Origin of the sequence: Streptomyces sp. NPDC048275 (genome assembly GCF_040652275.1) — a bacterium.
Lineage (GTDB): Bacteria > Actinomycetota > Actinomycetes > Streptomycetales > Streptomycetaceae > Streptomyces.
The window spans coordinates 1-20848 of the sequence record NZ_JBEZLR010000098.1; the positions used below are offsets into that span (position 1 = coordinate 1).

The following is a 20848-nucleotide window of genomic DNA, read 5'->3' on the forward strand; positions in this document are numbered from 1 at the left end:
AACCGCACGACCGCACCCCGTCACGGGGTGGGCAAAACCGTCAAACGCGCCGAGTCACTCGAAGAGCACTACGGGCGCGCCGGTTAAACAAAAAGCTCAAGAACCAAAGCAAATGAAACTCGCTGTCCGCTACGAAGCGACCGACCTCATCGCAGCGATCAACGAGTGGTTGTGACTCCCTCATCCCGCTTGCGCGAGATGCTGGTGGCAAGCAGTTCCTGCAGCAGTTCAACGACGAGATGGGGCTGCCCTACGAACGGGGAATGGCCCGTCGGCCACTCGCGCACGTCGGTGCAGCGCGAGGCCATCTTCCGCTGCAGGCCGGGGTCGATAGCCCGGTCCTGTCCACAGACGACGTAGGTCGAGGGAGTGCGCTTCCAGCTGTGGCGCTCTGGGACTCCTCGCCCGCAGCCAGGGGCTTGCGCACGCAGTAGACCAACCGCCCAGGCGGCGAGAGGTTCGGGACAATCGCCGTAGAGGGCATCGGCAGCCCGGTCAGGGCGCAGGCTGGTCGAGCCGTCGAGCTCAGAGGTGATCGCTTCCTGCAGCTGCCGGGACGCCCCACCCATACCGGCTGCGCTCTCGCCGACATCCAGCACGAAGGCCGCCAGATAGACCAAGTGTCCCGCTCCGCCGACCCCGGTGATCACCGACCCGCCATAAGAGTGCCCGAGCACAATCGGAGGCTCCCGGAGCGAGTCGATGGCAGCCTGGACCGCGGCAGTGTCAGCGGGCAACGAGCCCCGGTGGAGCTCGGGAACGACAACCTCGGTTCCTGCGGTCCGCAAACGCTCTGCCACCACGGCGAAGTGCTCGGGACGGTGATACAGACCGTGAACGAGCACCACGGCAGCCAATTTGCCCGCCTCCTCAAGTCAGCGTCAGGCCAGCGATCACTGAAGCTCGCAGCCACGGAACGTCTCGGAGTCCACGTAGGTTTCCGAAGCTCGATCGCCGGTTAGCGGAAAGTCATATTCGGCGCGGTACGGCTCCGTCCTGCCAGCGGTAGAGGTCGCGCAGCAGGGAAATCTCGGCGCCGTGATGGATCAGCTCCCTGTTGACGTGCAGGACCCTGTTCTCCATGGGAAACCGCTCGGGACCCACCGTGGGCGGATTCTCCAGGTCAGCGTCCGAAAGCTCGCGGACCCCCGCGTTCCATCTCCCATACATTTCATCGAGCTGTTTTAGCGCCTCATCAGCGGTCCCCGCGTACGCGAATGTCTCGGAGTCGACGTCCTGGCCGCCGAAGTACCATCCGACCCGATAGCCCAGGCACGAGACGATGATGTGCGCCAGCCGCCAGGCAATCGTCGTCACCGGCGCCGGCGCCGGCACCGTGTCAGGGGACGCGGAGTCCATCGTCCATTCCCCCGAACCTTCCGACATCGGTGCGGCCGACGTGCCACGTGGGCGGATGCTCCAGCAGCCGCGCACCGGCTCCCAGAAGTACTCCTCGTCGGTAAGGCCGTCCAGCTGTGGCCGCAAGTTCTTGTGCCAGTACCAATCCAGCTGCTCCGCGAGCCGCTCGCTTCTTGTCATTTCCGCACACTACATACAACGGAGACCTGGCTGCGTCGGAGTCGATCATCTAACCCCCGGCTCATCCACCAGCCGGACTGGCATCGCTGCCTCAGCCGCGGCACGTGCCCTACGTCACTCAGATCGGAACAGAGCTATCACCAGCGATGTTGGTTGATACCCCTAGATAAGCGTGGGTAGTCGGCGGGAAAGGTCTGCAGTACGCCTGCTTCCCGGGCGGTGATCTTGATCGGGGCCGGTCGTTGCTCATCGTCCGGCATGCCGGAGGGGGTCTCGGCGACCCAGGTGCATTCGTTGGCCCGGTGGCCGAAGAACAGGGTGCCGGCGAGCTCGTCGGCACGCCGCACGGTGGCGTTGGTCTGGTTGTTGCTGCGCAGTGACCATGACCAGCGGTGCGCCTCGCCGGTGAGGGTGGCGGCCGGAGAGACCGTGGCTCGGTCTTTATCCGGCCGGGCAGTCCGGCCGGGCCCTGTCCGGGGGAGGCCGGGACGGTCTCGGAGTCGGGGTGGGGTGTCCAGGTGCCGCGGTCGCGGGCGTCGATGAGGGTTTTGCGGGAGCCGGAGGGAAAGGGCTCGGGGCCGCCTCCCGGCCCGCCGCCGGCGCACACGGTGGGTACGGGCCGGTCGGTGGCGCCCCAGCCCAGGGCCTTGGCCATGGACACCCACCGTTCGCGGCCCGGCCCGAACAGCGACTCCGGCCCGGCGGAGGGTGCGTGGGTGGGCGGCGGGGGCCCAGCGGCGCGGACCCGGGAGGCGAGCAGGATCGCCCGCCGCCTGGTCTGCGGGACGCCGTAGTCGGCCGCATTCAGGATCCCGGTCCACACCGAGAAACCCCATCCGCGCAGCACGGCCGCGTACTGACGCCACAGCGGAAGGACGTTCGGAACCTCCTCCATCAGCACCCACTCCGGCTCGCCCACCGAGTTGAGGGCGTGCAGGTAGCGCATGGGCTCGGCGGCGAGGAGAGAGCGTGCGTCCGCGCACGCGCCGAGCAGCTGCTCGCGGGTGTCGCGTCCGGCGGCGAGATCGGCGACGGCCTGGTGCACGAGTGCCTGGTCGATGAGTCCGAGCCGCTTGCCGGCCATCGACCACGCCTGGCAGGGCGGGGAGGCGATGAACCCGAGCACCCGCCCGGAGAAGATCCATACGGGATAGGCGGCGACGTCGGTGCGGATCGTCAACTGCCCGGCCTTGGCGCGGGTCTTGCAGGCCCACTCGTCCCATTCCAGACCGACATCCTGCGCCCCGAGGACGGTCAGGGCGTGGCTCCAGCCGCCGGGGCCGGCGAACAGGTCGAGGATGATCCGCCTCACGAGGCCAGGCCGAAGTCGCCCTGCACCGGCTCGGGTTCGGCGCCGCGGCACGCCCACGTGGAGCAGCCGTCGACCACCCCCGTCTCCAGCTCCTCCACGGCGGCGGCCTGGTCGTCGAGGTTCTGCTGGCGGGCCGCCCACTCGGCGGCCGTGACGTGGTCGATGGTTGCCTCGTCGAGGGGGACGCGGGAGCGGTGCAGGTACGCCTGTCCCAGCAGCCGGTTTCCGGAGGCGTTCGCGCGGGCGTTGCCCTGCCGGATGGCCGCATCGAAGGCGACCGCGTCCGCCCATTCTTCAGGACTGGTGTCCCGGATATTTCTCCATTGCTGGTTTCCATGAAATGGACAGCCCAAACAATTCGATTTCGGCGTATCTTCCAGACCGATGGAGGTGAGATATTGAATGCAGTCCGCGCGGGACCAGTCCAGGCCGATCAGCGGGTGCCGGTTGCGCATGTACTGGACGTCGGCATCCTTGGCCCGGTGGAATTCATCCGTCGATATACCGACCCACTGCTCGACGAAAACATCCTTCGGGATTCGCTGCGGGTAGGGGTATCCAAGAAGGTCCCGGACCTTCTTCTTGATGGGCTTGATTTTATACTCCCCGGTGCACTGGCGCCTGGTCATCCCCTGTTTCCCGTCCTGATTGAGGACGTAGAGGGGCATGGACGCGAACCGGTGATCGGGGTCGAGGGCGTCGTCGCGGATGTTTCCCGAAGAAACCCTGAGAACAGGTATTCCGGCCGGCCGGGCGATTTCCCGTTCTAGGCGGTCGAGATGGGTGTATACCGCCTGGGGTTCCCAGCCGGTATCGGCGAAAATGGCGTAATCGACCTTCGGGAGAATTCCGTGCGCGGACAGGGCGAGCAGAGTGCTGGACTGAACTCCGGCACCCAGAGAAAGGCAGGTGAGGGCAGGCGTGTCGGAAATGGCAGTGCGCTTTCGGGTGGTGTGATCATTGGGGTGCGTGAATCCAGGCCCGCAGGGTCAGTGGCCCGTTCCGCGGGAGGGAGATGCCGCGACGGGCCCCGGGGAGGCGGAGTGGGGCCGGACCGGGGCGGTGAGCCGGGGTGCCTCGTGCGGCTCGCCGGGCGTCTGCGTGACGACGTACGGGTCAAGGACCGCGCCCTTGGCCCGCAGAACGGGTTCCGAGCGGGTCAGGGCGGTGGCGAACGCGGTGACGAGGTGCGGGGGTACACCATGCAGCTCGGCGCTCCAGAAGTAAGGGCCGAGGTGAACGGCCGCCTCGGCGGTCCAGGAGTCCGCAGGCGTGGTGCCGGGGCGGTGCCGGGACAGGACGAGGGACCCGGAGGGGTGCCGGGCGGTTTCGTCGTCCTGCTCGTAGTCGTAGTACCGCCAGCCAGCTGCGGTCAGCAGCGGCCAGACCTCAGCGGGCGTGTCGGGTGACGGGTGCAGGAGGGCGGCGGTGAACTCGGCGAGGATCTCGCAGGGGGTGTTCCCGCCGAACTCGGCACTCCAGGGCTGGTTGTCGTGGGTGCCGGTGTAGTGCCACCACGGCGTGTACGCCGAGGGGACGGGGCGCAGGGCCACCGTCAGATCGCCGCAGGGGCTGGATGATCAGGGACGGGTCGCCGGGGCCGGCGAGGTGGCGTGGGGCGATGAGCACGGGGTCGTCGGGAGCGAAGCCCTTCACCGCCGCCTGCCGGCCGCGGCGGGAGCGGGCGCCTTGGCCATGGTGGGTGTCGGTGTGCGGGTGGGTTTCTGGGTGTCCAGGGCCAGGTGCCCGGCGGCGGTAGCCGTGACGCTCCGGTCGAGGAAAGCGGAGGTCCCCTGTTGGATGCGTATCAACTTGTTGTCCGCGAGCACGGTGAAGGGCTTGCTGTGGAGAGTGCTGCCGTCGCCAGCCCGGACGCTCTCCCGGCCGCCCCGCAGAGACCTGGAGACACTGGTGCCCCCCCCTGGGCGACCTTCTCCAGGGCCGTGTACTGGGCCCGGGTCAGCTGCGGAAGCGGCGGCAGATGTTCCGGATGTTCCTTGAGGTCGCGGATGATGAACGATGCTGTGTAGAGGCAGCCGTTTGCACACAGGTCCAGCTGGTGGGCGGCGTCGCCCAGGGCCTTGGCCAAACGAGGGGCGGCCTCGGCGTGCCGAGCCTTGCGCATGCTGGCGTCGTCGATCGGAGGGCCGCTGGCGAAGGCGGCTCCCTCCAGCGGGTTGTCCGCCACCGCGCTCGCGAGGCCGAGCGCGGCTATGGAAGCCGCTTCCACGACGGAGCTGAGCGCTTCCAGAGTGAAGCGGCTGCCGGGTACGAGGGTGTACTGGCTGCCGTCGAGGGCGGCCAGCCGCACCAGGGAGCGACCCGCCAGCTCGTGCACCTGGGCGATCTCCGGGGTGAGCTGTTTCAACATCTCGCTGCCCAGCTGCGCCTTCAGCGTGCTGACGCTGGTCTTCAAGGCGTCGAAGTCGGCGCCGAGTTGGAGGAAGTGGTCGATCTGAACGGGCAGATCGATCTGGCGGATGGTGATGATGGGTCTCCGGGGAGGTCAGCGGGTGCGGAGCGGCTTCGGCTGGGTGGCTGGGCCGACGGGGACGGCGATCGAAGTGCGCTGGGACGCGGCGGGGATCGCGTCGGGGGTGGGGATGCCCAGATCGACGCGGACGACCAGTCCGTGGGTGTAGGCGTGGGATTCGGCGCGGACGACCGCGCCCAGCAGGTCACGCTCGCTCAGGGGGACCGGCGCCTGGTACGACGAGCCGGCGGAGGGAGTGAAGCCGTGTTGTTCCAGGAGGGAGCGGGCTTCGTCCGTGGCGGCGTTCGCAGTGAGGGCGGTGTCCGTGAGCGTGAAGCACAGGTCGGGTTCGGGACCAGGGTTTTGCGGGCTGCGGCGGGTGGTCCAGGACAGGTCGACGAGGTCGTGGGTATGGGACAACAGCCCGTACATCGCTGTGCCGGCCTGCTCGTTGGCCTCCTCGGAGGTAGTGGGCGGGAGCAGGTAGAGGGTCCGGCCGTTCACCGTGCGGGCGGTGAGCCCGGCGCCGGTCAGCAGGCGGTCGACGCCGCGGATTGGGCGGTTGAGGAGGACGAACGTGTGCGCGTCGCCGGTTGAGCCGATGAACACGTCCGCGTGGTCCACAAAGGACATGGATCTCCAGGAGGGGAATGCGGGTGGCGCCGTGAGTGGGGCTCGGCGCGTTGACGGGTGAGGGCAGGCGCACCCGCTGTCAGCGCCTTGTGTGGATGAACGGCTTCGGCTCGGGGCGTGGCGGCGCCGGGTAGACCGGCGTGGATGCGGCGGCGGACGCCTTCTCTGAACCGTTCGCCAGCGCATGGGCGATGAGCTGCTGGTCTTCAGCGCGGGAGCTGGCCGAAGCCAGTCGACGCGAGAGCAGGCGCGCCAGAGCGCGGTACGTGGTGGCAGCCCGCTGCATCTCGTCACCGGCTCGTCGGAGCTGGCCACGGCTGGTCTTAGGGGTGGGGTCGGCGTCCTCGTACAGCAGGCACTCGGTGCGGTGGTGGATGGCGAGGTTGCACAGCGTGGCCGCCAGGGAGACCTGGGCGCAGGCGCCGGCGAGGTGAGCGAGGTTCTCCTGGCCGCCCTTCATGACCGCGTACTGGCTCGTCGACAGGTCGTGGAACTGCCCAGTGCACTCCATGGCCAGCTGCTGTACGCGCAGGCTGAGGGGCGCGATCTCACGGACCGGCTTGGTGATGTCGCCTGCCCGGATGCGTTCCGCCTCCTCGCGTAGATCTTTCAGCGCGGGGGCCACCTGGCCGAGGAGACGGGTGTGCTCGGTCCTATCGAGGCTCTGCAAGGCAACTCCGGGCTGGGGAGGTGGTGAGGGGAACAGACGGACGGACGCGTACGACAGGCTGATACTGGCTGCGGGTGGGGCAGGGGCTTCCCACAGGAACGGGCGGTGCGGTCTGCCATGGTCGGCGCGGGGCCGGGAGCGAGCGTGCCATCTGGTACGGGGCGGGCGGCTGGCGATGATGCGCTAGCCGGCACCGCGCAGTGACGCTCCGCTTTCGCCCCGCCTGCCAGTAGGTGATCAATCGCCGGTATCCGAGAGGGGCGCAGCCAGGATCCGTTCATGCGGCCTTGCCGAAGTCGGACTGGGCCGGGGTGTGTTTGGCGATGGCACGTGCGGTGATGGCCTTCGACGCCCGCGCGGAGGCGGCGGCCAGTTCGTCCGCGCCAGGCTCCGCGTACCAGGGGCGCAGGTCGAGCATGGCGGCGCGCATGCCGGTGGCGAAGACGAGGGCGGTGCCCTTGGGCAGGGCGCGGATCGCGTCCGCGGGCAGGATCCGTTCCTGCCGCATCGACACCGAGGTCGACTTCCCGGACTCGGAGGTGGAGGTGGACGTGGTCTCCACGTCGTGGTGCCCGATGAGGCGGGAGAGCTTGTCGGCGAAGTCGGGATCGTCGATACCCGACCCGATCACCTTGACGGTGGAGGCGGACCACATGGCGTCCATGCCCGCATCTCCCCAGACCTTCTGGCCCTGGCGGTAGGACTGCAGGATCGTGATCGGGATGATCCCGCGCGAGCCCAAGTGGCTGTACAAGTCCGGTAGATCGGAGATTTTGCAGACGTTCGCGGCTTCGTCGAGGATCGCCAGCATTGGCGGGTCGAGGCGCCCGCCGGCGCGTTCAGCCTGAGCGGTCGCGGCCCGCATCACGGAGTCCGCGCACGCTGCGATCAGGGCGGAGGCTCCGCCTCCGCCGTCCTTGGACAGCAGGTACAGGGTGTCGGCGGAGACGACGAACTGCGCGGGGCGAAACTCCGGGACGCCCTTCTGCCAGGTGACCCAGCGAGCGATCTCGCTGTTCAAGAGGGCTGCGGCGTACTGGCGGGCGGTCTCGTAGATGCCGTCACGGGTCTCGGGCGGTCCTTCGACGGTTCCCTTGAGCTGGGCGGCGACCGCGGTGAACTGGTGGTCGCGCAGGATGTCCAGCGGGGTGCGGTCGGCGGGGAACGCGAGCCACTGCATGACGTCCGTGATGGGGCGCTCGTCGAGCGCGGCGGCGAGGAACAACTGGCTCAGAATGTTGCTGCCGGCCTTGGACCAGAAGTCGCCCTGCTGGGAGGCGTCCACGGAGGCGGCGAGGAAGTGTCCGGCCAGGCGGCCCGCGCCGTCCAGGGTCTTGGCGTCGGCGAGCGGGTTCCACCACATCGAGCGTTCGGCGTGCGCGATCTGCTGCGGGTCCATCGACCACACCCGTCCAGTTGCGGCGCGGGCGTCGAGAGTGGCGGTGTAGGCGTCACCGGCGGCCTTGTTCGAGGTCAACAGGACCGCGCCGGGGGCCGCCAAGATGGAGGGGATCGCGAGGCTGGTGGTCTTGCCGGACCTCGGGGCCATGATCGCGACAGAGACATCTTCGTATCCCATGCGGACTTCGTGGCGGGTACCCTGGAGGTTGCCGAGGAGGATGCCGGTGTCGGCGGCGTCGATGTGCTTGGAGTGTTTGAGGCTCGGGCGCAGGGAGCGGGCCTTGGCGGTGATCGCCTTGGCCATCAGGGGTTCGATGTCCCGGGCCTTGGCCATGCCCGTGATCTTCTTCCGGCTGCCGCTGCGGTTCTTGTGCCGCCCCCACAGGAGACCGGCTGTGGTGGCGAGCGCGAGGAGGATCACGATCGGGGCGATGCGCGTGCCGATCAGCAGGGCCGTTTCCCCGGTGTCGGGCCAGAGCTGTTCGGGGTGGAGTAGGGCGGTGGTCGGCTGGTAGGGGGCCCACGCGTTGCCGGTGAGGCGGGCGGTGATGTTCCCGGACAGCCAGGTGAGGTGGGACAGAGGGACGACGACGGCGAGCGCTCCCAGCAGGAGCCGGAAGACAACGTCGTAGCCGTCGGTGCTGTTCGTGGAGGAGGGAGGCAAGAGGGGCTAACGGCTCCGGTGAGACGGCGGAATCAGCGGGTGCGGCCGGTGGGGTGCCTGGGCCGTCTTCCTGGAGAAGCGGGCAGGGCGGGGCGGCGGGCACCGAGTGCGCGGACACGGTCTTCGAGGGCGAAGACGGCCTGTTCGGCGGTGACTTCGCGCCGTACCCGGCTGACGAGGCGGGGGTTGAGCGTGGGCAGACGTTGGGCGTCAAGGGTGCGAGCAACCGGGCTGGGGTCGGCGAGCGAGGCGGTGAACGAGGCGAGCAGGTGGGCAGGGGTGTGCTCGCCGAACCGGGCCTGCCACACCGGCTGGGAGCCGCTGTTGAGCACGGTGGTGGCGAAGAAGGGCCCATGGCACTGGACGTAGCTGGTGGCGTCGGGTGAGACGAGTCTGGTCTGAGTGCTGGCGGGGACCCAGCCCGCCTGCCGCAGCGGCTCGTATGGGTCTGCCTCAACGGCGGTGGCCGCGTTCGGGTCGGTGAGGGCGTCTAGGAAAGCGCCGATCATTTAGACCGGGGTACGGGCGCCGAAACTCGCATACCAGGCGGGCCTGCCGGGCGTGGCTGTGTGGTGGAGAGTCCACCACTGGCCGTCGGGATCGGGGTCCAGCCGCAGATGGGCCTTCTGGTCGGGACTGGTGAGAAAGACGCGAGGCATCAGGGGGTCCTGGCCGTAGCTCCAGCCGCAGGCGTGGTGCAGGGGGACGGTGATCCAGGCAGGGTCACCGCCACCGGCCAGGTGACGCGGCGCGACGAAGTCGACCTCGACCATCTCGGGTCCTGGGGCCATGGTCCCCTGCGCACCGTGATGGTCGGGCCGGGCGCGGGGAGGATCGGTATCGCGACGGGTGGCGGCGCCAGCGGCGACGGGGCGTGCCGGGCCGCGGTGTTGATGTCGCCGATCACCTGGCCGTGGGCGGCCCAGTCGTCGAGGTGGCTCCAGCATTCGGCGTGGTGTTCGGCGAGGGCGTCGTCGAAGACCGAGGTGCCGGGCTGGGCGTCGGCGGGGAGGCTGTCACGGGTGAGCAGCCACTGTTCGTGCAGGGCATCGAGCCGGTCGAGAGTGCCGCGCAGGACGCCGAGCCGGTAGACCCAGTGCGCCTGGACCGAGCCAGGCGGCAGGGTGGGCAGCTGCGCGTCGGCCGTGGCCAGCAGGTGGCGGGCGCCGGCGCGTACGGTCTCGAACGCCTCGGCGGTGTCGGCGTCGCGCTGGCGCTGGCGCAGTCCGTAGGCATCGTCGTCGAAGGGCCAGCCGTCTAGGTCGGTGTGCTCGTCGGAGTAGGCATCCCACGCGGTAAGGATCTTCTCGCTGTCATGAATGAAGACATCGAGGTGGTGCAGGAAATCGCGGTGAGCGAGATGGTCGAACGAGATCGGAAGGGGTCCTCTCAAGATCAGCGGTGGGGGCCGGGTGGCCGGGCCGTCGTGGGGGTCTGCCGCTGCTGCCGACGTGCGGCGCCTGCCTGGGCGCGGATCATGTCGAGCCGACTGGTGTGCGCGGCGACGACCTGCTGCGGCGTGAGCGCGCTGGGCTCCTGAACGACGCTGTGGTGGGCGGTGCGCTCGTACATGCCGCGCTGGAGCGGGGCGGTCTCGGCGAGCGCGGCGACGAACGCGTCGACCAGATGGAGGGGCGTGCGGCTGTCGAACACGGCATGCCACAGGCGCCGGCCCTGGGGGATGCCGTGTCCCGGCTCGTTCACCTCGACGTGCCAGAACCTCGTGCTGTGACCGTCGATGAATCGCCGCTCCACGGAGCACATGTCGTCGGGCGAGCGCGCCGCGTGCGCCGCGTCGGTCGGCCAGTTCGCCGACTGCAGCCTGCGGAAAGGATCGCTCTGCTCGGCCGGTGGTGGGGCAACAAGGCCGTCGGTCACGGCGGCGAGGAGTTCGGCGGGGACGAGTTCGCCGAACTCCGCGTACCAGCCGGGCTCGGAGCCGGTGGGCTCGGCCCGCAGCCGCCACCAGGCGGAGGTGGCGGACTGCGGGTCGAACTGGAGGCTGTGGCGCTGGTCGGGGCTGGTGAGGACGATCTCGGGGCTGAGCGGGTCGGAGGTGCCCGCCATCCGGCGGCGGCCAGGCCGTGGGTGACGCGGCGTCCGTCGCCGGGCCCGGCGAGGTGGCGGGGACTGGTGTCGAAGGGGATCCGCCAGGCGTGGGTGTCGGCGAAGGCCGCGAGCTGCTGCCGGCTTACCGGCATCGGCCCCACCTCCGGGCGTTCGGCGGCGTGTCCGCTGACAGGGTGAGCCTGGGCCTCCTGGACACGTAGCTGGAGTGGCGGGAGCGGAGTGAGGAGTGGACGGCGTCCACGGTCGGGGCGCGCACAGGGCTCCTGGGCGGTCGGCGGGGAAGGGTCAGCGGCGGGCGCGGGTGCCGCTGGCGGAGGTGTGGGGTCGCGGTGCGGTCCGTGGCTGGCCGGAGTTCCAGGAGCGGGCCCAGGTGGCGGCACGGGCGGCGGTGATCCGGGCCTGCTGCCAGGCGCTGAGCTGGGAAGGCAGGACCGACACGGACGTGGTGCGGATCTTGGCGGTGTGCGGGACGCGCCCGCGGGGGCGCATCACCGGTTCCGGGCTGGCCATCGCGGCGGAGAAGGCAGCGACGAGGTGCATCGGGGTGGTGGGGCCGAACTGGGCGCTCCAGCCGCTGCCGCCTGGGTCGCCCGCCCCGGACCACCACAGGGCGTTGCCCTGCGCATCCTGGCGAAAGTGCAGCCACGCCGAACCGTCCCGGCTGGTGGCCGTGTAGTGCCGGCCCTCGCTCTGCAGCTGCCAGCGCTGCTCCTTGAGCGGCGCCCACACGTCGGGGGCGTGGGCGGAGGGGGGCTGGGTCAGAGCGTCGGTCAGCCCGGCGACGATCTCCACCGGGGTCTGCCGGCCCAGTGTGGCCCACCACTCGGCCTGGTGCCCTCGCGCTGCGCTGCGGATGGCCCAGCCGCCCGGCTGGATGTACGGGTCGTAGGAGATGCGGACCGTGCGGTCCGGGCTCTCCAGCGCCAGCGGACCGTCCTTCTTGGAGCGGTCACGCCAGCCGGAGGCGCGCAGGTACTCCGAGACGTGCCGGATGTCGCCGCCGCTGGCGAGGGCACGGGGTTCGATGAGGTAGTGCTGTTCGGGCTGCTCGCCCGGGCCCCGGCCGGCCCACTGCTTCCTCTTCACCGGTGCCGCCGCACGACCAGCGGAGCCGGGGCCGGGGGCTTCGCCGCCGTCGGGGTGGGCTGCTGGCTGATGTGGCGCAGAGTTCCGCGGTGTTCGTCGAGGTCGTAGCCGATGTGGTCGAGCTCGTTCGCCGCGCGGCCCAGAGCGAGCCAGACCTCTGCCGGCAGCCGCCCGTGCTCGGCCTGGGTCTTGGCGAACCGGCTGCCGGTACCCACGAGAGCGGTGAAGCCGCCGAGGACTCCGCCGTCCGGATCGAGAATGCGCGCGATGACCAACGTGGCCTCGTTGGCTGGCAGTTGGGCGAGGTGTTCGGTGAGCTGGCCGAGCTGACGGGTGATCTCGTCGGCGAGCAGCACCGGGTTCACGGTGGGGTGGGTCATGCTCCTCCAGAGCGCGGAGTCGGGGGGCTCAGTCGTGGTGGCGGTGGCCGATGCGGTGGGCCTGGGCGAGCGCGGTCTCGGGGCGTGCGCCGGCCAAGGGCACGGTGTGGCCGGGGCGGATGGGGATGCAGGCGCGCAGGTAGCGGCGGAAGAGGAACACGGCCAGACGATGCCGACCCTCAGCGGTGATTGGTGGCGGCTCGTTGCGAAGGGGAGTACGGGGTACGGAAAACTCCTGAAATGAAGAGGCGAACGGGGGCGCGGGTGCGGCCAGCGGACGCAGGTAAGGAGCGCGCGGCCCGGTCTCGGCGGAAAGGGCCGCGCCTGTGCTGTTCACCAGGTACGTGTTTGTGGGGGTGAATGCGGTGGAGTGGATGACGTTGGCCAGCACCGTGGTAGGCGGGGGGATCGCGACCGTGTCGGCCGGAGTGCTGGAGCGTCGGCGTTGGAAGCGTGAGCGGGGTGAACAGCGCACGGAGACGCGCCGGGCCGTGTACGGCTCGTACCTGACTGCTCTGGCCAAGGCACGGCATGCGTGCAGCCTCATGGCGCGTGAGTCGGATGCGCCGGTCGATGAGCGCAGGCGGATTGTGTGGGACGCGTTCGAGCCGTGCATCAGTCTGCGCTATGAACTGTCCATCTCCGCACCGCAGTTCGTTGTTTCCCCAGCGGAGGACACATTCCGCAGGCTCAGGGACATCCGGGACGCTGTTGCGCAGGGGGCGCCTGCACAAGGCGACGAGTACGCCCGGTGCCGCATGCGCTACGACGAGGCCCACGTCGCCCTGCGCAGCGCGATGCGGCGGGATCTCGATGCAGAGCCTTAGCCGTTGAAGTTGGGCTGGCCAGCGAGGTGCGCTGGTCGATCGTGGATACGTTGCGCCAGTCGTGCCCGCGCAGCAGCAGCTCGGTCAACTGCTCCCGGTCACCCCCGCCGGCGAGGTGACCGGGAGCGGCCAGCACATAGGGGACGGAAGACGGCGGACGCGGTGGCAACTGGGGTGTACTCCTGTCGGACGGAGAGGGGCAGGGACTCATCCACGCGAGCGATGGGGCGGGCGGGCCGGTGCGGGCGAAGCGGCTGCCGCTGTCACGCGCCGCGCGCGGATGTCCTGAACGGCGCGGAGGTAGACCGCCCGGTCGAAGAGATAGTCGGGGATGTAAACGGTGTAACCGGTTGTGAGCAGAGTCGGAACGGCGCGCGTGGTCAGCTGCGTCGTCTCGTCCTCGCTGAGGTGACCAGGGGCCTCGTGCCAGGTGTAGGCCGGACCCTCGTCACCGGCGGGCCGGGCGGTGTTGCGTTCGAAGCCCAACTCGCCTAGCAGCGCGAGGAGTTGTTCGGGAGCGCCGGTGGGGGTGTCGGCGTGGACGGTGTCGGTCAGGGGCCTGCGGCAGATCGCTATGTCGGTGCCTTCGTCGTCGGCACGGTTTCCCACGAACGGGTCTCCGGTTCAGCGGTGGCGGGACAGGGGTGCGGAGGGACGCGACGCCGCACTGGGCGTCGTCGTGGTGGGTGCCGGCCGGTGGGGAGTGCGCGCGGCGTGATTGCGGAACGAGGAGGATGCTGTCGGCGGTGCGGGCGAGGGCATGGGCCGTTTCCCCGAGCCGCGCGGCCGGTTCCGGGTCCGTGCCCGCGGCTCTCAGCAGCTGGGACCAGCTGATGAAGGTGCCGACGACGGCCTCGCGCAGGAGAGTCAGCAGGCCCGCATCGGGTTCGGCGATCTCCGTCAGGACCGCGGCGGCCTCCCCGCCGCTGCGCGCGTCCAAGGCCCGCCGGGAGAGCTGGGCGAGGTAGCGCCGGGCGGTCTCGCGTTCGCCGTCGGGCGGGTCGAAGGAGTTCAGCGCCGGGTCGAGGAGCACGCTGTACCCGGCGCCGAGCAGGGAGTGCGAGGCGGCCGTGGCCTTGTGCCGCTCCTCTTCCACGGGGAGGCCAAGCGGGAGACGGTGGTACTCGCCCCGAGGACCGGGGGCATCGAGGAAACCGTTGCGCTGGAGGATCCCGGCCGCCTCCTGGGTGCCGCCGAGGGCGACGACCAGCCCGGTGCGGGAGTCCTTGGTGATGGTGACGTACTCCCACACCGCGAAGTCGGGCTCGCTCGGCCTCATCGCGTCCTGGTCGCCGAGGACCGGGGTCCGGCCGGGGCCGGCGCTGCGGGCGGTGTGGCGGTGGGCGCGATCCGGCCCGAGGGATGCGGGATCGCGAGGGCGATGCCATGGGCATTCAGCCGCAGGCCCATCGCGCGGACGGCGCGGGCCTGCACCGTGGTGTCGTCGCCGCTGAGACGGTAGATACCGGTCTGCTGGTCGGGGACGAAGCCGTGGGCGGCCAGCACGTCCCGGGCCATCGCGCCGACGGGGGCGGCGGCCAGGCTGCTGTCCGGCTGCCAGGTCAGCACGACCCGTTCGGGCGTCGACGGCTGGACGCCGGCGGCGGCGTTGTGGCGGACCTGGGCGAGCGCGGTCTCGTAGCGGGCGAGCAGGTCACCGGCGACCTGCTCGGCCCCCAGGAACGGATCGTCCGCCAGCGTGATGCCGCCTGGTTCGCGCACGCCGCGGTACGCCTCGTCAGGCAGATCGTGCGGGGCGACGGCGGCGATGAGGAAGCCCTCGTGCTCGCCCGGCCGGTCCAGGACGGCGAGCTGGGCGCCGTCCGGGCGGGACAGGACGGCCGCCTGCTGCAGCGGCTGGTCGGCCAGGGCAGCGGCGACAAGGTCCAAGTCCCAGATCCGGTCGGTCAGTTCGGCGAGGTCGTCCTTGTCATCGGACGGGTGGTAGGTGCTGGTCCAGCCGCCGGGGAGTTCGCCGACGAGGACGTCGGCGTACGAGGCGAGGCGCTCAGGGTCTTCGTAGGGGTGCATGGTGTCCTTGAAAAGGGATGGGTCAGCGGCGCAGCCCGGCGGCCACCGCAGGCGGTGACGGCACCGGCGCGGTACGCGGCGGGGGCGGGCAGGCGCACACGGAGGAGCGTTCGCGTTCGGCTGCGGGGACTTCTCCGGTGCAGGTACTGCGGCGGGGGTGCGGGGCGTGCCGGTCGGCGAGGGTGTTGCGGGTGTGGATGAGATCAGTGCGCAGGACCCGCAGCTGCTCGTCGGCCAGGTGGCGCAGCCGACGGGCGGTGTAGGGGTCGGCTGCCGCGCCGAGACCGTCGTGGAAGTCGGCTGCGGCGTAGAGGACTTGCTCGATCGCGGCGAGGACGCCATCGTGCGGGACGGTCAGCTCGGTGAGAGCGTCGGCCGCGTCCTGGGTGGTGGTCGCCTCGCGGAGGCGTTCGGCGAGGTGAGCGACCGAGGCCCCCAACGTGGGATAGCGGGCCGGACGGCGATCGGTGTCGAAGTCCTCGTCGCAGTCGACGTGGTAGCCGGCGGCGCGCAGGCGGGCGACGGCCTCGGTGGCGAGCTGGTCCTCGGTGTCCGGGTCCAGGCGGGTGGGGGCGCGGTGGTAGGTCTCGTGGAGGCGGACGACGGGCACGAAGCCCGCGCGCTCCAGGACGCTGTGGGCCTCACTGTCGCCTCCGCGGGCGAGGACCTCCGCGGAGTGCGGATCACGGTGGACGGTCAGGAAGCGGTCGGCCGAAGGCGAAGAAGCGTTTCTCCTACGGTGCGTGGCGGGCGGAGGCCCGGGCAGCTGCAGGCAGAGCCGGGGCGACCGCCCTACGCAGACGGGGCTGCGCGGCGATCCGGCCGGCCGTGGCGTCGAGGTCCTCCTGGACGTGGTGAAGGCGGGTGGCGATCAGCTCCAGGCGGTGCGCGGTCTCCGAGCCCGCGGCACCCGCCTGGCGCGCGAGGCGGTGGGCGGTGTGCTCGATCAGCCCCCGTACGGTGGCCAGCGGCCCCGACTGCTCGTCGGCCAACTGTGTGAGCAGCGTTGCGAGCTGGGTCGCTGCCGTCGGCGTGCGCCGGGGGGAGCCCGGGCCGTCGGACGTCACTACCGGGAGGAGGTGCAGGTCCTGCTCGATGCGCCGGGCCTCGTCGTTCAGGCGCCGGCCGAGATCGGCGGGCGGGTGTTGCCATGTTCCGTCGAGCCGGATGAGGTTGGCGATCACGTCGAGGCGGCCGGGCTTGGCCTGGACGGCGATCCAGCGGCAGCTGTTCGCGTCGCCGGGGATCTCGATCCCGGCGGCCCGGGCGAAACGGTGGGCGCTCTCGGCCCACTCCGCGCCGGTCAGGTCCCGGTCGCCGGGGTGGAGGCGGACATCGAGGTGAGCGATGGCATGCCGGTCGCCGCGCGGGCTGGCCGCGAACGGGTTCTCGAAGAGCGGGTCTTCGAGGTGGTCGGCCCACTGGACGGCGCTCCACGTCGCCTGCTCGTCGTCCAGGGTGTAGGAGTCCAGGGCGGGCCAGTAGGCGACGATCGTGTGCTCGGTCAGACCCTCCTCCGGCATGACCGACCTGCCGAGGGCCTCGCTGAGCGGATCGTGTGCGCCGATGGTGCGTTCGTTGACGCGGGGGATCACGTCGGTGTGCCTCCGAGGACGAGAAGGTGGCGGTGAAGGTCGCGGGCGGTCGCGGTCAGGGACCGCTCGCGCACGAGATCGGCGTGGACCGTGGTGTCGCCCGGCGGCAGCAGGTCCAGGGCGCGGTCGATGGCCGCGAGTGATGCGTCGTAGCGGCCGAGCCGACGCAGCGCACCCGCCTGGCGGAAGGCGACGATCGGGTCCGTGCCGACGTCGAAGGGCGGCCGGGTGCTGAGGGCGAGGAGCCGCTGCGCACCCTGGTCCAGGTCCAGGTCGAGGCCGAGCCACAGTCCGTGCAGCAGAACGTGCAGGGTCTTGGTGTGATCGCCGGCCTCGTCGAGGACCTCGTCCATCACGGCCAGCCCCTTGGGGCGGGACTTGCCCAGCAGCGCGAACGCGTACAGGGCCCGGCTATAGCAGTCCAGCGGCCCGTGTTCGCTCTCCAGGAGCGGTTCGGCGAGGGACTGGAGGGTGGCGCAGCGGAAGTCGTACCGAAGCCCCGAAAGGAACGGGTGCCGGTAGGTGCGGGCGGTGACCGGGTCGGGGGCGGCGGCAGTGACCTGGCCGGGATGCAGCAGGTTAAGGACGCTGTTCCCGGCGGCGCGCGCGGCCCATGCGGCATCCGCGCACACCTCGGCCGACTCCTGCCAGTCGGCGTCGAGTTCGCGCAGGTCGCCGACCAGACGGGCCGGCCACAGCGGGTCCGCGGTGTTCTGGGTGGCGCGGGTGCGGGCCCGCAGCAGGGCGAGGGCGCGGCCGGGACGCCGGAGGGGGAGAGTCACCGGCCGGACCGGGTGTCGGCGATGTGGACGAGCTGGCCGAGGGCGGTGGTGGTGTACCAGCCGCAGTCGATGAGCGCGTCGACTCCGGCGTGCCGGGGCAGGAGGTGGTCCTCCATGACGCGCAGGTGGATCAGGCAGTCCGGGCAGCGGCGCGAGAGGTGCACGAGTTAGCGGGGGTGCGCGGTGATATAGGTCTGGGCGCCGCCGGTGGCATCCCGCAGCCGCCATCCGTCCTCGTCGGTCGGCGTGTGCCAGGACGGCGCGACGACGCGCATCGCATCCCCCCACAGTTCCTTGCCGGCCACGCCTTTGAGGACGACGACCTGCTCACCGGCGCGGAAGTGGGCGTGAGTGATGTCCCGGGCGGGGGTGAGCGGGTCGGGCGTCGGAGCGAACGCCGGCGTCGGCGGAGGAGTTGAGGAGGGCGGGAGCATGCAGATCCTTCCACGCGATGCGGGGTGTCGGCGGGAGGATCAATGGTCCGCAGGATCGCCGGTTTGGCTAACCGGCGATCGTCGGCTATGTTCCCTGCCTCTCACCGGAACGGGTTCTCCGTCCCGCGGTCCTGCTCTCCGGCGGAGTTGAGGAGTTCGAGCAGGTCAGCGCCTTCTGCGTCGCGCTGGTCGATCCACCAACCGGCCCGGGTGACCGTGCGGGCCTTCTCCTCCAGCTGGGCCCAGGCGGCCTCGTCCCAGGTGCCTTCGACGACCAGGGCGGTGTGCGCGGCGGTCATCAGCTGGTGACGGGAGCGCTCGCCCCAGTCCAGGGCCCGTTCGGGGCCTTCCAGCAGCGGCATGTCGAACTGGGCGGCCCACTCCGCGGCGACCTGCTGCTCGGCGGCGCGCTTGGCGGCGAGCCACTGTTCTCCGAACCAATCATTGAGCCTGAGGGGCCGATACAGGACCGGGCGCCCGTCGGCACCTGCCCGAGTGCCTCTGACCGTGATGTACGGCGCGGTGATCTCCCACTCGGTATCCGAGGTGTCCGACGGATAGCGGCGCGGACGATTCACCGCGACGCACCCACCCACAAGACATCGATGATCAACATCACCATCTACAACGGACGCCGGTTACTTCACAGGCTCTAACGGTGGTCTCAGGTTCGCTCGTTAGGAAGTAGGCATCAGATGAGCGATGCAACCCGTATGTAGGAGGCTAGTGATGGCAGTCAACGCAGCGCCGTCCGGGGAAGCGCCGGCCGGTCGGTTGGCAGGCCGGTGGGTGCCGTGGTTAGTGATTGGCTTGTGGTTGGTGCTGGCGGTGTTCATGGTGCCGCTGAGCGGGAAGTTGAGTTCGGTCACCACCGACAGCGCCGCGGACACCCTGCCGGCCAGCGCCGAGTCCACCAAGGTCGCGATACTGGAGGACAGTCTCCCCGGCGGTGACGACAACACGTTCGTCTTCGTGTACCACCGCGCCGGCGGCATGACCGACGCCGACCGCGCGACGGTCGAGCGCCACTACAACACCCTTGCCAAGCGGTACCCGCCGAAGGCGACGGCGGCGGCCGGCGAGGACGACGAGGGCTCACCGACGAGCCCCTCCACCGACGGCAAGGCGATGATGTTCACCCTCGAGGTGAGCACGACCTACGGCGCGCCGGAGGACATCGTCGGCCCGTTGCGTGACGCCGCGAAGGACCGCCCCTCCGGCCTGGAACTCGACGTGACCGGCCCGGGCGCGATCGACGGCGACATGGATGCCGTCTTCGACGGCATCGACGTGCAGGTCCTCCTCACCACCATCGTCGTCGTCACGCTCCTGCTCATCCTCACCTACCGCAGCCCGGTGTTGTGGATCATCCCGCTGGTGGCCGTTGGCGCGGCCGCACTGACCTCGATGGGGACCGTCTACCTGCTCGTCAAGGGCTTCGGCATCGTGGTCAACGACCAGAACTCGGCGCTGCTGACGATCCTGGTATTCGGCGTCGGCACGGACTACGCGCTGTTGCTCATCGCCCGATATCGGGAGGCACTGCACCACCATGAGAACGTCCGGGTCGCGATGGTCCACGCGCTCCGCGGCGCGGCGCCGGCCATCGTCGCGTCCGCGGCCACCGTGGTCGCCGGCCTGCTCTGCCTGCTCGTCGCGGACCTGAACAGCACCAGCGGGCTGGGCCCGATCGGTGCGGCCGGCATCCTGTGCGCGCTGGTGGCCATGCTGACGCTGTTCCCGGCGGTGCTCGTGGTGCTCGGCAGGCGGATCTTCTGGCCGGCCATCCCGCGGTTCAGCACGGCCGTGGAGGAGAAGTCGGGGCTGTGGGGACGGCTCGGCACCGCCATCAGCCGCCGCCGGTGGGTGGCGACGCTCGGCTCGTTCGGAGCCCTCGGCGTGCTCGCCCTGGGGATGGCGGGCAACACCGGCGCCCTGCGGGAGCAGGACCAGTTCCTGTCCGCGCCGGAGTCGGTCACCGGCTTCACCGTTCTCCGCCAGCACTTCCCGGAGCTCGGCGGCCAGCCGATGACGGTCTTCACGCGGCCGGCGCACCAGGAGCGGGTGCTCGACGTCGTCAAGGACACGCGCGGTGTGGCCCTGGCCGTCCCGGAGCAGACCAGCGGTGGCTGGGCCAACATCTCCGTGTTCCCGAAGGACGCGCCGGACACCGCCGCGGAGTACGACACGATCAAGCGGGTGCGCACCGCCGTGCACGCGGTGAGCGGGGCGGAGGCGATCGTCGGCGGGCCGAGTGCGGAGAACCTCGACACCGAGGTGACCACCAGGCGCGACGAGAAGCTGGTGATCCCGCTGGTGCTCGCCGTCGTCCTGATCGTCCTCGGGCTGCTGCTGCGCGCGATCCTGGCCCCGCTGGTCCTGATGGCCACCGTGATCGTCTCATTCGCCGCGGCCTTCGGCGGCAGCGTGTTCGTCTTCGACACGATCCTCGGGTTCAAGGGTGTCGACTATTCGGTGCCGCTGCTGGCATTCCTGTTCCTGGTGGCGCTCGGCGTCGACTACAACATCTTCCTGGCCAGCCGGGCCCGGGAGGAGACCGTGCGTCTCGGCACCAGAGAGGGCATGCTCAAAGCCCTCTCCGCTACCGGTGGTGTCATCACCTCGGCAGGCCTGGTCCTGGCGGCCACGTTCGCGGTCCTCGCCACACTTCCGCTGGTGATGCTGATCGAGGTCGGGTTCCTGGTCGCCTTCGGCGTGCTGCTCGACGCCCTGCTGGTGCGGTCGGTCCTGGTGCCCGCCCTCACCCTGCTGATCGGCCGCCGGATCTGGTGGCCGAGCCGGCTGTCCCGTCCAGCGGCGGAGCTGCCGGACGGTCGACAGTCGCTCGCCGACGACGAGGAGCCCGCGCTGCGACGGTGAGCGCGGCGGCACGGACGAGATCCGGGACGGGGCCCCAGACCCGTCCCGGATCTTTTCATGGGCCCGACGGT

General features: G+C 70.4%; 25 protein-coding genes and 3 pseudogenes. 2 read left to right on the top strand and 26 right to left on the bottom strand.

Annotated elements, in window-relative coordinates; genetic code table 11:
• Nucleotides 1-158 precede the first annotated feature (158 nt).
• From AB0D57_RS37975 to AB0D57_RS38060, 18 genes and pseudogenes are all read right to left on the bottom strand, one after another.
• Nucleotides 159-857, bottom strand: coding sequence for an alpha/beta hydrolase (locus AB0D57_RS37975; protein ID WP_362084250.1), 699 nt, complete (start codon nt 855-857; stop codon nt 159-161).
• A gap of 112 nt (nt 858-969) precedes the next feature.
• The gene (locus AB0D57_RS37980; protein WP_362084253.1) at nt 970-1539 is read right to left on the bottom strand and encodes a DinB family protein; all 570 of its coding nucleotides are present in this window, start codon (nt 1537-1539) and stop codon (nt 970-972) included.
• 137 nt (nt 1540-1676) lie between these two features.
• Nucleotides 1677-2842: pseudogene (locus AB0D57_RS37985) on the bottom strand (DNA cytosine methyltransferase).
• Between the two features lie 5 nt (nt 2843-2847).
• Complete coding sequence (locus AB0D57_RS37990) at nt 2848-3723, bottom strand: hypothetical protein (protein WP_362084357.1); 876 nt, start codon at nt 3721-3723, stop codon at nt 2848-2850.
• Between the two features lie 117 nt (nt 3724-3840).
• Nucleotides 3841-4269 carry a DUF317 domain-containing protein gene (locus tag AB0D57_RS37995; RefSeq protein ID WP_362084360.1) on the bottom strand — a complete coding sequence of 143 codons (429 nt, stop codon included), beginning with the start codon at nt 4267-4269 and terminating at the stop codon, nt 3841-3843.
• Nucleotides 4267-4413: pseudogene (locus tag AB0D57_RS38000) on the bottom strand (DUF317 domain-containing protein); the annotation flags it as partial. The gene AB0D57_RS37995 and the pseudogene AB0D57_RS38000, both read right to left, overlap by 3 nt.
• A gap of 90 nt (nt 4414-4503) precedes the next feature.
• The gene (locus AB0D57_RS38005; RefSeq protein WP_362084256.1) at nt 4504-4662 is read right to left on the bottom strand and encodes a hypothetical protein; all 159 of its coding nucleotides are present in this window, start codon (nt 4660-4662) and stop codon (nt 4504-4506) included.
• On the bottom strand, nt 4659-5267 hold the full coding sequence (locus AB0D57_RS38010; protein WP_362084259.1) for a hypothetical protein: 609 nt from the start codon (nt 5265-5267) through the stop codon (nt 4659-4661). The genes AB0D57_RS38005 and AB0D57_RS38010 overlap by 4 nt, the downstream gene beginning before the upstream one ends.
• Before the next feature lie 90 nt (nt 5268-5357).
• Nucleotides 5358-5957, bottom strand: a complete 600-nt coding sequence (locus AB0D57_RS38015) for a hypothetical protein (RefSeq protein ID WP_362084262.1) — start codon at nt 5955-5957, stop codon at nt 5358-5360.
• Between the two features lie 79 nt (nt 5958-6036).
• Nucleotides 6037-6627 carry a hypothetical protein gene (locus tag AB0D57_RS38020; protein ID WP_362084265.1) on the bottom strand — a complete coding sequence of 197 codons (591 nt, stop codon included), beginning with the start codon at nt 6625-6627 and terminating at the stop codon, nt 6037-6039.
• Nucleotides 6628-6904: 277 nt separating this feature from the next.
• Nucleotides 6905-8692: a TraM recognition domain-containing protein gene (locus AB0D57_RS38025; RefSeq protein WP_362084268.1), complete on the bottom strand. Its 1788-nt coding sequence runs from the start codon at nt 8690-8692 to the stop codon at nt 6905-6907.
• Nucleotides 8693-8724: 32 nt separating this feature from the next.
• Entirely contained in the window at nt 8725-9201 is a 477-nt protein-coding gene (locus AB0D57_RS38030) for a DUF317 domain-containing protein (RefSeq protein ID WP_362084271.1), read from the bottom strand.
• Nucleotides 9202-9351, bottom strand: a complete 150-nt coding sequence (locus tag AB0D57_RS38035) for a DUF317 domain-containing protein (RefSeq protein WP_362084274.1) — start codon at nt 9349-9351, stop codon at nt 9202-9204.
• Nucleotides 9351-10085, bottom strand: a complete 735-nt coding sequence (locus tag AB0D57_RS38040; protein ID WP_362084277.1) for a hypothetical protein — start codon at nt 10083-10085, stop codon at nt 9351-9353. Before AB0D57_RS38040 ends, AB0D57_RS38035 begins: the two co-directional genes overlap by 1 nt.
• Before the next feature lie 2 nt (nt 10086-10087).
• Nucleotides 10088-10759, bottom strand: coding sequence for a DUF317 domain-containing protein (locus AB0D57_RS38045; RefSeq protein ID WP_362084280.1), 672 nt, complete (start codon nt 10757-10759; stop codon nt 10088-10090).
• Between the two features lie 288 nt (nt 10760-11047).
• Nucleotides 11048-11848 (bottom strand): DUF317 domain-containing protein, encoded by an 801-nt coding sequence (locus AB0D57_RS38050; RefSeq protein WP_362084283.1) that lies wholly within the window; start codon nt 11846-11848, stop codon nt 11048-11050.
• A complete protein-coding gene (locus AB0D57_RS38055) occupies nt 11845-12228 on the bottom strand; it encodes a hypothetical protein (RefSeq protein WP_362084286.1) in 384 nt (127 codons plus the stop codon). Before AB0D57_RS38055 ends, AB0D57_RS38050 begins: the two co-directional genes overlap by 4 nt.
• Nucleotides 12229-12256: 28 nt before the next feature.
• A complete protein-coding gene (locus AB0D57_RS38060) occupies nt 12257-12388 on the bottom strand; it encodes a hypothetical protein (protein WP_362084289.1) in 132 nt (43 codons plus the stop codon).
• A gap of 166 nt (nt 12389-12554) precedes the next feature.
• Here AB0D57_RS38060 and AB0D57_RS38065 point away from each other — a divergent pair, with 166 nt between their 5' ends.
• Complete coding sequence (locus tag AB0D57_RS38065) at nt 12555-13055, top strand: hypothetical protein (protein WP_362084292.1); 501 nt, start codon at nt 12555-12557, stop codon at nt 13053-13055.
• Between the two features lie 207 nt (nt 13056-13262).
• Here the strand turns inward: AB0D57_RS38065 and AB0D57_RS38070 are convergent, their stop codons facing one another.
• The 8 genes and pseudogenes from AB0D57_RS38070 to AB0D57_RS38105 form a co-directional block, all read right to left on the bottom strand.
• Nucleotides 13263-13541, bottom strand: a complete 279-nt coding sequence (locus tag AB0D57_RS38070) for a hypothetical protein (protein ID WP_362084295.1) — start codon at nt 13539-13541, stop codon at nt 13263-13265.
• A complete protein-coding gene (locus AB0D57_RS38075; RefSeq protein WP_362084298.1) occupies nt 13504-14334 on the bottom strand; it encodes a hypothetical protein in 831 nt (276 codons plus the stop codon). Before AB0D57_RS38075 ends, AB0D57_RS38070 begins: the two co-directional genes overlap by 38 nt.
• A complete protein-coding gene (locus tag AB0D57_RS38080; RefSeq protein WP_362084301.1) occupies nt 14331-15086 on the bottom strand; it encodes a hypothetical protein in 756 nt (251 codons plus the stop codon). The genes AB0D57_RS38075 and AB0D57_RS38080 overlap by 4 nt, the downstream gene beginning before the upstream one ends.
• Before the next feature lie 22 nt (nt 15087-15108).
• The gene (locus AB0D57_RS38085) at nt 15109-15852 is read right to left on the bottom strand and encodes a hypothetical protein (protein WP_362084363.1); all 744 of its coding nucleotides are present in this window, start codon (nt 15850-15852) and stop codon (nt 15109-15111) included.
• Entirely contained in the window at nt 15821-16681 is an 861-nt protein-coding gene (locus AB0D57_RS38090; protein WP_362084303.1) for a relaxase/mobilization nuclease, read from the bottom strand. The genes AB0D57_RS38085 and AB0D57_RS38090 overlap by 32 nt, the downstream gene beginning before the upstream one ends.
• Nucleotides 16678-17463, bottom strand: a complete 786-nt coding sequence (locus tag AB0D57_RS38095) for a hypothetical protein (protein WP_362084306.1) — start codon at nt 17461-17463, stop codon at nt 16678-16680. Before AB0D57_RS38095 ends, AB0D57_RS38090 begins: the two co-directional genes overlap by 4 nt.
• Nucleotides 17460-17897 (bottom strand): annotated as a pseudogene (locus AB0D57_RS38100) (hypothetical protein). The gene AB0D57_RS38095 and the pseudogene AB0D57_RS38100 overlap by 4 nt, the downstream one beginning before the upstream one ends.
• Nucleotides 17898-17998: 101 nt before the next feature.
• Complete coding sequence (locus AB0D57_RS38105; RefSeq protein WP_362084309.1) at nt 17999-18475, bottom strand: hypothetical protein; 477 nt, start codon at nt 18473-18475, stop codon at nt 17999-18001.
• Between the two features lie 151 nt (nt 18476-18626).
• Between AB0D57_RS38105 and AB0D57_RS38110 the strand changes: the two genes are divergently transcribed.
• The gene (locus tag AB0D57_RS38110; protein ID WP_362084312.1) at nt 18627-20777 is read left to right on the top strand and encodes an MMPL family transporter; all 2151 of its coding nucleotides are present in this window, start codon (nt 18627-18629) and stop codon (nt 20775-20777) included.
• Nucleotides 20778-20848: the final 71 nt, after the last annotated feature.